Below are 12,508 nucleotides of genomic sequence, written 5' to 3'. Positions count from 1 at the left end.
CAATTTTGGCCGATGCAACTTCCCTATAAGGGCTTATCCAAGGAAAACAAAGCCTACCTCCTTGGGCATAAAGCTAATGGAATTTGGGGCCAGATCATCAAGATTGTTATTGCTCTGCTCTTCGGTCATTTGAAAGGTATGGGTCAAGACATAGATGCCAAAACCAACCAATAAAATAGCTGAGAAGCGGCTTAATCTTAAGAGCATTTTTTGGCTTAAGCGGTTTTTAATAAATTTTGTTATGAGGGTTAATAATGTCCACCAGATCAAAGATCCTAGAAAAAGGGCTATAATGAATAATATAATCGCGAAATCCCCATAAACCGGATCACCTAACTTGCCAACCCCTTGTCCCAATACGCCAAATCCAGCCATTATCGCCGTCATCGAAAACAAGGTCATGGGATTAAAAAAGGTAATGGACAAAGAAACCGCAAAACCCCTGATAAGGGTTTTGGGATCGGTTGGGTTATTGGCCAAAGGATCGGGCGGATGCGAACGCCATTCCACAATCCCCAAACTCACTAAAATAATAAAACCAATTACACTAACCCATTCTTTGTAATAGATAAAAAAATTGCCTACTAGCGATAAACCATAGGCCGCAACCCCTCCATAAACAGCATCGGCAAAAGCTGCCCCTGCACTTACAGATAGCCCGCCAGCCCAACCCGATACAATAGTGCGTCGTATGAGCAGCAATGCAGTCGGCCCAACGGGAATGCCTATCACAAATCCGATTGAGGCGCCCTTGATTACCAGCATCAGCAACCCATATTCTTCTGCACCCATGGCTAAGACCGTTTATCGCCAAAAATTAATTGATAACTGGCCAGTCTCATCGGGTATAAAAATAACGGCCATTTTTTATCGTCAATCAATCGCTTATCTTTCCGTCGTGATGGTGAATGAGGTATTCTTACCTGAAAGGTTCAACATAACAGGTAATTATAAAAAATAAACTTAATGTTATCCCTGTCTCATGGATTTACCAAAGGGTGATCGCTTAACTATGCAGAAAATAATAGCATATCTTTGGCAAAGCCAGTTATATTTTCGTATCATAATTAACTTATCTCATCCGTATTAAAATTGGACGCCATGATTATTACCAGACAAGAATTTTTACTTTTGCACAAATCTCGCCATTCCCGGATCATAGGCTTGGATGTCGGGGAGAAAACCATTGGCATAGCACTGAGTGATGCAGGATTAATCATTGCCTCCCCTTTACGCACCATCAAGCGGCAAAAATTTCACCGAGATTACATGGAATTGCAAAAAACCATTGATGAATTTCAGATATATGTGGTCGTCATCGGATTTCCTCTCAATATGAATGGCAGTGAAGGGCCAAGATGCCAATCGGTGCAGCAATTTGCCAAAAACATTATCCAAAAAAAAGATATCCCGATTATTTTCTGGGATGAACGGTTATCCACCATGGCCGTCAATCGGCAGATGATTGACGCGGATATCTCCCGGCAGAAAAGGGATAAACTGGTTGATAAACTGGCAGCCACCTATATATTACAAGGTTTTCTGGATAGTTTTTCATCCACCTTGATCGCGACATCATCAAGCATATAAAGAACACATGAAAATTGGGGGAAAAATGATCGGCTCTTTAACAGGTATTCGGGTTCTTGATCTGACAAGGATTTTGGCGGGCCCCAGTTGCACGCAGCTTTTGGGTGATTTGGGAGCAGAGGTGATCAAAATAGAAAAACCCGGCGCAGGGGACGATACCAGAAAATGGGGTCCTCCTTACGTCAAAAACAGTAAGGGCCAGGAAAGCACGGAAAGCGCTTATTATTTATCTGCAAACCGTAATAAAAAATCCTTAGCCATCGATATTGCCCAAAAACCCGGCCAGGATTTAATTAAAAATTTAGCGGGCAGCTGTGATATATTGATTGAAAATTTCAAAGTTGGCGATATGGAAAAATACGGCCTGGCCTATCCGCAATTATCACCGGACTTCCCCCAATTAATTTATTGTTCCATTACGGGATTTGGCCAAAACGGTCCCTATGCTGCAAGACCTGGTTATGATTTTTTAGCACAGGCAATGGGTGGGTTAATGAGTATTACCGGTGAATTAAACGGTCAGCCGATGAAGGTTGGGGTGGCTGTGGCCGATTTAATGTGTGGCATGTATGCAGCAGTTGCCGTATTGGCCGCCCTTAACCACCGCCATCACCATCAGCACGGCCAATATATTGATTTGGGTTTGTTGGATACCCAAGTGGCCTGGCTTGCCAATGTTGGGATGAATTATTTGACCTCAGGTCAGACGCCTCAACGTTTTGGCAATGAACATCCAAACATCGTTCCTTATACCGTGATGCCCTGCCAAGATGGTCATTTTGTTTTAGCCATCGGCAATGACCAGCAATTCCAAAAATTCTGTCAAGTAGCTCAATGTTTCCAAATTAGTGAAGATCCGCGGTTTAATACTAATCATCAACGAGTCAAAAACCGCAGTATTTTATACCCGTTGTTGCAAGATATCACCCGTCAACATCCTCAAAAATATTGGGTCGACCAATTAACAACCATGGGCGTACCTTGCAGCCCCGTCAATAATATTGCCCAAGTTTTTGAGGATCCGCAAATTCTAGCACGGAACATGAAAATAAAGATGGATTATCCTTTGTCTTCTTCCCAAGAGGTTGAATTAATCGGCAACCCCATTAAAATGTCAGCTACCCCTGTCACTTACCGGACGGCTCCCCCCCGCCTTGGCGAACACACGGAGGAAGTTTTAAAAGATATCCTAAACCTTTCCCGCTCTGAAATTTTAGCTTTGCGAAAAAAGAATATTGTTGGGTAAGGTTCCATTGCTTCACTCGAAGTACTAGGGCTCAAAAAAGCCTGGGTTTAGTGCAAAGGAGGTTTAAGAAATGAATAGAAACTCTTATACCCTATCATGATTGACACCTGTCAATTTAGGTTTTTGGATTTTTGCGGAATAAAAACTCACGACCAATTTTGACCCGTTGTTGGCCGTTATATTCAATGATATCACCCGTGGCATAGGTTTCCGTCCAAATCAGCGGCAAATAAGAACCGGTGCCAACCACATCAATCGGCGCTTTGGCTTCCGCCATCACTTTACATTTGGCAGGATCAAAACCAGATGAAACAACAATTTTAACTTTTTGGAAACCGTGGGCATCCAAAGCTTCCCTTAAGCAAAAAACCGCAGCGGCAGAAACCCCTGCCCCCACCAGATATTTTAATTCTGCTTCCGTTCGGTAACCGCGAATTGCCTGAGGGGCAACTTTATCTAAGACTGCATAAGATTTAGCCTGATCCAATCCTTCGATAAAACGGCTGCCTGGCGTATCTAAACGGATACTTAGCTTTTCTTGGGCAATCAGATTACGGAATTTATGGCAAACTTCCAAACTATCAGTAATTTCTTTGCCAAAATAATCGACCAAGGCCGTTACAGGCTCCGTTGGGAAAGTTTGTTGGTATAACTCAACTGCCCGTAATGTTGATCCCGCATACCCAATTAAGGCATGTGGCATTGTACCTAAGGCATCGGAGCGGTTAAAATAATGGGCCGTGGCTGCCGTGGCATTGCCAATAAATCCCTTAGCCCCCACTTTACGCTTCGCCCGATCGGAGCCGACACTGGCCGCATAAGCCATGATTTCTGCCATCTCAAGCCCTGCACAATGGCGAGCATCCATCGCAATGAAAGCAACTTTTGGCAGATCCGCACACATGGTATAGGCGTTAAAAGCCGCCACGCAAGCTGGCCCTAATTTCTGCAAAAACAAGGTTTCTAAATCAACTAGTTGGGAAAATTGGCCGGTGATGTATAAAATCGGCTCCCCCGCCCCCACCCATTTTCCTTCCGGGTAAAGACATTCGATCTCAAATGTTGTCTGGCGAAGTTTGGCAATTTGATTGAGCCAATCAATCGCCAGTTTAGGGGCCGACACAACCGGACGACGCATGAAAACCGCATAAGTCACCTTATTGTCGCCAAATTTCTCCACGATTTTTTTCGTGCTTGCAAAATACTTGTCTGTCCATTGGCTAATTTGGGTTTCGGAAAAAGATTCATGTATCATCATAAAACTCTATTAAACAGGGTGAATGCCGCCAATACAAAGATACTTTATCTCAATAAAATCTTCGATGCCATATTTAGAACCTTCCCGACCCATACCGCTTTCTTTAATCCCCCCGAACGGCGCCACTTCAGTTGAAATAATGCCGGTGTTAATACCCACAATCCCGCATTCCAGCGCTTCGGCAACCCGCCACACGCGGGCAAGATCACGGCTGTAAAAATAACCTGCCAATCCATATTCAGTGGCGTTCGCCAGTTGAATGGCTTCTTGTTCCGTTTTAAACCGGAATAAAGGGGCCAGGGGGCCAAAAGTCTCCTCGTGAGCCACCAGCATGGCACCCGTAACACCCGTCATAACAGTTGGTTCAAAAAAACTATGCCCTAGGGTATGCTTTTTTCCGCCAGCAATCAATTTTGCACCTTTTTTCAGCGCATCTTCAATATGCTGCTCAATTTTGGCAATCGCTTTCATATCAATCAAAGGGCCCTGTTGTACCCCTGATTCTGCCCCATTGCCAATTTTTAATTTTGTAACTGCTTCGGTTAATTTCTTGGCAAAACTGTCATATATTTTGTCTTGTACCAACAAGCGGTTAGCGCACACGCAAGTTTGACCGGCATTGCGGAATTTGGAAGCGATCGCCCCCTCAACCGCTGCATCGATATCCGCATCATCAAAAACGATGAAAGGGGCATTGCCCCCTAATTCAAGAGACAGCTTTTTAACCGTGCCAGCACATTGCTGCATCAATATCTTCCCAACCTCCGTTGATCCCGTAAAGCTGACTTTGCGTACCAAGGGATTGGTGGTTAATTCCTTACCAATTTCTTGCGCGGAGCCAGTAACAATATTGATTACGCCAGCTGGAAAACCCGCACGTTCCGCCAACACCACTAATGCAAAAGCAGAAAGCGGCGTTTGGGTAGCCGGTTTGATTACGATGGTGCAGCCAGCAGCCAAAGCAGGGCCGCATTTACGCGTGATCATCGCATTAGGGAAATTCCAAGGGGTGATGGCAGCCACCACACCGACCGGCTGTTTTAAAACAACAATCCGCTTATCGGATTGCGAGTGAGGGATGACATCGCCATAAACGCGCTTGCCCTCTTCGGCAAACCATTCAATAAAGGACGCGCCATAGGCAACCTCTGATCTCGATTCGACCAGGGGCTTTCCTTGCTCTGCCGTCATGATTAAAGCCAAATCTTCCTGGTTTTGCAAAATCAAATCATACCATTTCCGCAATATTTGCGACCGTTCCTTCGCGGATTTTGCCCGCCAGACGGGCCAAGCCGCATGGGCCGCTTCGATCGCGCGCTTGGTTTCCCCCTGACCCATATGAGGGATTTCTGATATTACTTGCCCATTTGCCGGATTTTTGACGGCAATGGTTTTTTGATTGTCCGCACCCAACCATTTTCCAGCAATATAGGCTTGCGGTTTCAAAAGGCTGTGATCTTTTAAAGGCAGTGTTTTTGAATGGTTCATGGGATAACCCTACAATAAAGGACAAGAAGAATTTTTTTCACCAACTGACGATAATTGATTTACGTTTTATAGCACCTGCAATCTTAATATTCAACCAAGCAATCGGCTATACCGTAAAAAGCCTCTATCATTCATTCAGATCATCAGGTAGGATTTGTATGTTTTCACGGGCAGGCAATCTATTGTAGGAAAGATTAGGGCATTTGCATCAATTTAAGCATCTTTATTTAATGACTTACCGATATTCCAAGCTCTTATCACTAGGTAATAGCTTCTATCGATTTCTCAGTCCCTTCTTTACTGGGTTATTAATCATTTGGTTTTTACCGACCATGTCATTTGGCCAAAACTCGTCAATCAATTGGATTGAAGATGAACAGCTATTAAAAACCCTATTTCAGGAACATACGATCATTGGAGAATTCAGCAATGATCCTGGCCGTCAATGGATTGAGTATTACCAAGCCGATGGCCGGTCCACCTATTTTTGGGATGATTGTTATTATAAAGGCATTTGGTGGGTTAGAGAGGAAAATCCGAAAGCTTGCTTTTCGTATTTTGACGATCAGGAAATATCCGGGCTGCGTACCAGCTGTTTCAATATCGGCTTAACCGATAGCCAAATCATCTTTGCAGACCACCCATTATCTAAAAACCATGAAACCGTTATCATCGCTTATTCCCTGATGATTGAAAATGGTAATTCCCGCCATTTGCCCACCGGAACTGCCATGACTGAAACAACTGTTTGTAACAAACCCATTTCTTGGCTTAAATAATCAAGCCTATCAGGTTTCCCGCCTATTCAACCGTAACGCTTTTAGCCAAATTTCTGGGCTGATCCACATCATTCCCCTTAATGCGCGCCGCATGATAGGCCAGCATTTGCAATGGCATGGCATAAATCATCGGGCTGTTAATGGGATAAGAATTTGGCACCACCAAGCGATGATCTATTTTTATTTTGACCCGGTCATGGCCTTGCTGGTCGGTGATTAACACAATCCTCCCACCCCGGGCAGCCACTACCTCCATATTACTTAGGGTTTTTTCAAATAGATGGTCTACAGGGGCTATGACGATAACCGGCATTTTATTATCAATCAAAGCAATTGGCCCATGTTTCATCTCGCCCGCCGCATAACCTTCCGCATGGATATAAGTCAGTTCCTTAAATTTCAAAGCCCCTTCCAAAGCTAAGGGATAAGATATGCCGCGACCTAAAAACAGTACATCCCTGGCTTTTGAAAGAATAGCAGCCAGTTCTTCAACTTGTTGATGTTGGGTCAGGAATTGCGCGAGCTGCGCCGGTGTTTCCAACAATTCCGTGGTCAATAATTTAGCGGTTGCTGTATCGATGACTTTCCGTTGCAACCCCGCCTCAATGGCCAAACAGGCAAAAACGGTGAGTTGCGACATAAAAGCCTTGGTGGAGGCTACCCCAATTTCCGGCCCTGCCATGGTTGGCACCACCACATCGCTTTCTTGCCCCATGGCGCTTTCGGGGGTATTGATGAGGGATATAATTTTTTGTCCTTGGCTTTTGGCATAACGGATAGCACTGACCGTATCAATGGTTTCACCCGACTGGGAAACCCCTAAGGTTATCTCATCTTTAGGCAAACGTCCTTCCCGGTACCTAAATTCCGAGCCAATATCGACGTTGCAAGCAATGTGGGCATATTTTTCAAACCAATACCGTGCAACCATGCCCGCCAGATAGGCCGTGCCGCATCCTACAATATTCAAACGCGCGCACTTGTTCCAATCAACCTTGCCAACAAAATTCGGGAAATAAGGTAATCGGTTTTGCGGCTGTAAATAATGTTTTAATAAATCTCCGACTATTGTCGGTTGTTCATGAATTTCTTTAAGCATGAAGTGACGGAACTCACCTTTTCCAATCATTTCACCCGACAGCGACGTTTGTTTGACCCCACGTTGCACCACTTGGCCGTCATGATAAAACTGGGCGCCTTTCGTGGTTAAAACCACCCAATCATTATCTTCCATATAGGTTATTTTATTGGTTAAGGGAGCCAAAGCAATCGCATCAGAACCCAAATACATTTCTCGCTGTCCATACCCCACCACTAAGGGGCTGCCCCGCCTAACCCCAATCAGCATATTTTCGCGCTGGCTAAAGATAATGGCCAAAGAAAACGCCCCCTTTAACCTAGGCAAAGCCTCTGCAACCGCCTGTTCAGGAGTTTTTTGCTGTTCCAGGGAGCGGGTCAACAATACCGCGATAGTTTCTGTATCGGTTTCACTACTAAATCCATATCCCTCTTGTTGCAACTCTTGGCGCAATTCCTGATAATTTTCGATGATACCGTTATGGACAAGTGCCACCAATTGGGTTGCATGGGGATGGGCGTTTTTCTCACTAGGCTTCCCATGGGTTGCCCAACGCGTATGGCCAATGCCAACCATGCCAGGCAAGGGCTTTCCTGCCACCAATTCGGCTAATTTTTCTAATTTCCCCTCTGCCCGGCGGCGTTCAATATTGCCATTGACCAAGGTAGCAATACCTGCGGAATCATATCCCCGGTATTCTAATCGTTTCAAACCGTCCAGTAATATTGTTGAAACCGGCTTTTGGGCAACAATCCCGATAATTCCGCACATTATTTCTTCTCCTGGTTTTGGGTGACAACCTTTTTCTTTAACCGGTAACGCACCGCCCCATCCGCCTTAGTTATTTGAGGAGCGCGCCCGACAGCCATGGCTTTGGCTGGAACATCTGTGGTAATAACACTGCCTGCACCCACCATTGCTCCCTCACCTATCACAACTGGGGCAACTAGCGAAGTGTTTGAACCAATAAAACTATGATCTTCAATGATCGTTTTATATTTTTGCATACCATCATAGTTACAGGTAATTGTTCCAGCCCCTATATTAACAGATTTTCCGACATTTGCATCCCCAATATAGGAAAGGTGGTTAATCTTGGTGGTTTCAGCAATTTCACTGTTTTTAATTTCAACAAAGTTACCAATATGAACATGCTCATCCAGCACTGTCCCGGGACGCAGGCGAGTAAAGGGCCCAATTTTACTGAAAGCACCGATTGTAGCGCCTTCTACAGAAGAAAACGACCGGATTTCAACCCCTTCCGCTATTTTTACACCTAACCCTATATTGACACATGGATGAATAATAACATCTCTGGCAAATAGGGTATCCCAACTAAGCCAAACGGTTTCTGGATCCACCAAGCTGACCCCTTGATCCATAGCTTGACAACGCAATCTTTTTTGCATTGCTTTAGTCACCAGCGCAAGTTCACTTCTGGTATTAACCCCCATCACTTCTTCGGGATCAGTTTCCCATACAAGGGTTTTTTGACCATTTTCAGCAGCTAGACGCACAATATCAGTTAAATAATATTCAGACTGGGCGTTGGTTGGCCTTAATTTTGCCAATAATTTTGGTAATAATTGGCCCTGAACCACCATAATGCCAGCATTACACAAATTAACCGCCTTTTGTTGTGCATTGGCATCACGTTCTTCAACAATTTCCTTTAAAATACCATTTTCTGTCATCATTCGGCCATAGCCTGTTGGATTAGCCAAACGCATTCCCAAAACGACAATGCCAACATTTTTGGTTGTAGCTTCCTGAAGGCACTGACGCAAACGGTGCAAGGTTTCTGAGGTTATTAAAGGACAATCACCGTAAAGAATCAGTATATCTTGTGGTTTATCTAAGGGCAGCTTGGAAATACCTATCTGTACCGCATGCCCTGTTCCCAACTGTTCTGATTGGATAACGGATGGCCAAGGCAACACCGCTTGGCGCACGGTCGGCATCTCCGGCCCAATCACCACCACGATTTGCTGGGGTTGTAAGGCCGCTGCAGATCGCAGTACATGGTTGACCATCGGCAATCCGGCCACCGGATGCATGACTTTGGGCAAAGCAGATTGCATCCTTTTTCCTTTGCCTGCAGCCAAAATAACAACGGATAAAGGAAGTAACGCAGCAGTCATTTGATTATTCTTTATTGAAAATTAAATAAAAGAACCCTTTGATCGGCGCCAACCTCTTAACACGCCTTTTAACAATAAACCCCTAGCACCCTAAAACTGATCCAATAAATCGTTTTTTCCATTATTATGGCTTGTAAAAAGCTTACCGACAAAATTTATGCTTGGCAATTGTGGCAAAAAAATGGCGATAATTTTAGCCTGTTCTCACCATTGCCAATAACCGAAAAGCTGCCGGAAAGCTGATCGATGTACTAGGTGATACCACAGTTATTTTTCGGTTACGCTTGTTGGTTCAACCTGCTGTTCAACAGGTGAAGCCGCTAGAGTTAATTTATGGCGTCCCCGTCTTACAGGAATTTTTTGACTTGCTTCAGGTAGAATTTCCTCAGACGTTGGGGCTGGTACGGGTGCAATTGTGGAAGGTTGAATGACAACGGCCCCGTTGATTAAGGCAGGAGGAAGCATCATGCCGTCTGGTTTCTTTTCCATATATTCACCACCCTGATCATTCTCTTGCTCTAAAAGAATAGAGGGATCACCCTGATCTTCATCAGCAAAAACTGATTCTGAACCTGAATTTTCTTGATTTTGATTGCCAGCTGGCTGTTGATTGTCATCAATTGTATTTGATGGGTGTCGTTCACGCTGATCCGATAACGTCGCATGATGACTTAACCGGTAATAATGTTCCGCATGTTGAAAATAATGTTCCGCTGCAACCCTATCGCCCGAGGAATGTGCGTCACGCGCCATCCCCAAATATTTATCAATAATTTGCTGCGGGTTGCCCCTGATTTTGACATCCCCACCGTTACTGTCAAAAGTTTGATTCCGAACAAAATTTCCCGTTTTGCGCGGATGGCGCATCCGCGAGCGGTGCGCAAGAGAGCCCTGTTTCATGATTAGCTGGTTTTTTCTTTCATAAAAAGTTGAAGAAATAAAGGCAAATAACATCCATCTCTGTTTTGCAGCAAAGAGGTACAGCCCATATACAAGCAAAAGTAAACATTATGCATAAGCTATTATCAAATGTCAGTTTGATCTTATAATCATTATCACCAATCATACGACTGGTGTTGATCGTCAACGGTACCTAAAAACAATAGATATAAATATCTAGTTCCCCATAAACTCACAGTCAAAACAGTTAATTTATACCGCTTTTCTAAGGTTGCTGGTCTGCAACAACTTATTTCCATCCCGTCATAACACTCGAAAAACATTTTAAAATCAAGCAAAAACTGAAAGTCTCGCTTTGCTATCCCTGCCAAAGCTTGGGAAGCATGGCATTTAACGCCGCTGTAAAATAGAAGATAAATCCCAACGCTGGGATTCAGCTAATTTCCTTTTTCCCTCTAAAGTTAAGCTAGGAAAAAGCTCTACAATCATTTGGTGAAAATTTTCCTGGATTTTTTCGTTTAGGATACGGATTTGTTGCAATAATTGCTTAAGTTTTTCTAAATCAACTGCCAGATCGCCCGATTGTTCCTGCATTAAAAGAGCCACCTGTTTGCTCTTTTGCCTTAATTCCTGGCGAAGGTTTTGGAAAATGGGCAACCGGCTTTTAAAAGCTGCTTGGATCAATTGCTGGTCGGCCTCAGGCAGCTGTTGGATAAACCGGTTGATTGAAACGGGCCCGGGTCTTGATAGAGTTGGCTCGCTGAAATTACCTAACCAAAAGCCTACCAAAAAAGCATTTAATAAGAAAGAAACAATCAACCCGATGATGAGCCAACGAAACCGTTGGGAAGAATTATTAATGGGCATTTTAGCTATTCCTCAAAAATCATGGAAACGGCGGGGTCAGCATAAAAATCGGTTATTTCAAAGGTAGGTGGCTGGTAATATTGGCCCAGTAACCATCCACAGCCAAGAATCATCGCAAAGGAAGCAGGTATCATTGCCAATGATCCCATTTTTTTTTGCACCCACTGGATAAGGGAGTGGGAATAAAGAAATTTTTGGCTATAACGTTTATCTGGTAACTCTAAGTCACCCGCTATAACCGCTTGATAAATATTTTTTTCCAGGAGCGCAGAAGGATTCGGCGTGGGTAACATCTGCAGCACCTGGTTAAATTTGGCTTCCCCCTGCACCAACGCTGTCAAATCAGAATCTTCTTTGATTGCCTGCTCCATCAGCTTGCTATCAGCAGCCGACATTGTGATTGGCCATTTGTTTAAATCAAGCCCATATAGTTGGATATATCTTTTTAAGCATTTCTTTTTTATCATCTGATTGCACACCTTATTGCATCGTCTAAAGTAAAAATAATAATTTCTTTTTTAGTTTTTGCCTTGCTCGGATCATTAAAGATTCTAAGGATTTCAAGGTCACACCAAGAATTTCCGCCGCATCGTAATAGGATAATCCTTCATAAAAACAAAGATTAAAAGCCATCCGTTGCCGATCAGGTAAACTTGCTAAAGCCAACTGCACATGGCGTTCCATTTCTTTTTGCTGCGTTGCTTTTTCTGGGGATAACTGCCCCGATTGATGAGATAAAAATGGGGAAGCATGGATTAGATCTTCATCAATCTCGACCATTTTTGGCTGACGCAATTGGTCAATACATCGATTGGCAACCACCCTATAAAACCATGACGTAAAATGCTGCGGCCTTTGCCTTATTACCGGCCAATCCTTAGCATCACGCCATAACTTTAAAAAACAATCTTGCACCACATCCTCGGCATCCGCTTTGGAAAGCAAAAACCGGTAAGCAAGTCTAAAAAAACGCGGTAAATGGAGTGACATCAGCATCTGGAAAGCCTGTTCATCACCACCTTCGATTCGCTTTAATAAGGCCTCATCTTCGCTCATCGTATCGGGTTGACCTAGTTATAAATATATTCTTATTCAAGTTAGACGGTGCCGCCACAAAAAACCTGCGCTTCAAATTAAAGGCGGGTAAAAATAACTGAAATC

General features: G+C 43.9%; 12 protein-coding genes. 3 read left to right on the top strand and 9 right to left on the bottom strand.

What is annotated here, in order from left to right; all coding sequences use genetic code 11:
- Positions 1 to 33: 33 nt before the first annotated feature.
- Positions 34 to 792, bottom strand: a complete 759-nt coding sequence (locus IPP67_05140) for a LysE family transporter (protein ID MBL0338555.1) — start codon at positions 790 to 792, stop codon at positions 34 to 36.
- Positions 793 to 1,101: 309 nt separating this feature from the next.
- On the opposite strand from IPP67_05140, the gene ruvX reads away from it, so the two are divergent.
- The gene (gene ruvX / locus IPP67_05135) at positions 1,102 to 1,590 is read left to right on the top strand and encodes a Holliday junction resolvase RuvX (GenBank protein MBL0338554.1); all 489 of its coding nucleotides are present in this window, start codon (positions 1,102 to 1,104) and stop codon (positions 1,588 to 1,590) included.
- A gap of 25 nt (positions 1,591 to 1,615) precedes the next feature.
- Complete coding sequence (locus tag IPP67_05130) at positions 1,616 to 2,836, top strand: CoA transferase (GenBank protein MBL0338553.1); 1,221 nt, start codon at positions 1,616 to 1,618, stop codon at positions 2,834 to 2,836.
- 115 nt (positions 2,837 to 2,951) lie between these two features.
- Here IPP67_05130 and IPP67_05125 read toward each other — a convergent pair whose 3' ends face one another.
- The gene (locus IPP67_05125) at positions 2,952 to 4,094 is read right to left on the bottom strand and encodes a nicotinate phosphoribosyltransferase (protein MBL0338552.1); all 1,143 of its coding nucleotides are present in this window, start codon (positions 4,092 to 4,094) and stop codon (positions 2,952 to 2,954) included.
- Between the two features lie 9 nt (positions 4,095 to 4,103).
- The gene (locus tag IPP67_05120) at positions 4,104 to 5,582 is read right to left on the bottom strand and encodes an NAD-dependent succinate-semialdehyde dehydrogenase (protein MBL0338551.1); all 1,479 of its coding nucleotides are present in this window, start codon (positions 5,580 to 5,582) and stop codon (positions 4,104 to 4,106) included.
- Between the two features lie 332 nt (positions 5,583 to 5,914).
- Here IPP67_05120 and IPP67_05115 point away from each other — a divergent pair, with 332 nt between their 5' ends.
- Positions 5,915 to 6,361 (top strand): hypothetical protein, encoded by a 447-nt coding sequence (locus tag IPP67_05115; protein ID MBL0338550.1) that lies wholly within the window; start codon positions 5,915 to 5,917, stop codon positions 6,359 to 6,361.
- Positions 6,362 to 6,383: 22 nt separating this feature from the next.
- Here the strand turns inward: IPP67_05115 and glmS are convergent, their stop codons facing one another.
- From glmS to IPP67_05085, 6 genes are all read right to left on the bottom strand, one after another.
- On the bottom strand, positions 6,384 to 8,210 hold the full coding sequence (gene glmS, locus IPP67_05110) for a glutamine--fructose-6-phosphate transaminase (isomerizing) (GenBank protein MBL0338549.1): 1,827 nt from the start codon (positions 8,208 to 8,210) through the stop codon (positions 6,384 to 6,386).
- Positions 8,210 to 9,580, bottom strand: a complete 1,371-nt coding sequence (gene glmU / locus IPP67_05105; protein ID MBL0338548.1) for a bifunctional UDP-N-acetylglucosamine diphosphorylase/glucosamine-1-phosphate N-acetyltransferase GlmU — start codon at positions 9,578 to 9,580, stop codon at positions 8,210 to 8,212. Before glmU ends, glmS begins: the two co-directional genes overlap by 1 nt.
- A 267-nt stretch (positions 9,581 to 9,847) precedes the next feature.
- A complete protein-coding gene (locus IPP67_05100) occupies positions 9,848 to 10,480 on the bottom strand; it encodes a DUF4167 domain-containing protein (protein ID MBL0338547.1) in 633 nt (210 codons plus the stop codon).
- A gap of 390 nt (positions 10,481 to 10,870) precedes the next feature.
- A complete protein-coding gene (locus IPP67_05095) occupies positions 10,871 to 11,347 on the bottom strand; it encodes a periplasmic heavy metal sensor (GenBank protein ID MBL0338546.1) in 477 nt (158 codons plus the stop codon).
- Between the two features lie 5 nt (positions 11,348 to 11,352).
- Complete coding sequence (locus IPP67_05090) at positions 11,353 to 11,814, bottom strand: hypothetical protein (protein MBL0338545.1); 462 nt, start codon at positions 11,812 to 11,814, stop codon at positions 11,353 to 11,355.
- 25 nt (positions 11,815 to 11,839) lie between these two features.
- Positions 11,840 to 12,403, bottom strand: coding sequence for a sigma-70 family RNA polymerase sigma factor (locus IPP67_05085; protein ID MBL0338544.1), 564 nt, complete (start codon positions 12,401 to 12,403; stop codon positions 11,840 to 11,842).
- Positions 12,404 to 12,508 lie beyond the last annotated feature (105 nt).

The sequence above is a fragment of the Rhodospirillaceae bacterium genome (assembly GCA_016722635.1).
Lineage (GTDB): Bacteria > Pseudomonadota > Alphaproteobacteria > JAEUKQ01 > JAEUKQ01 > JAEUKQ01.
This window is presented reverse-complemented; position numbering and strand designations above follow the sequence as displayed.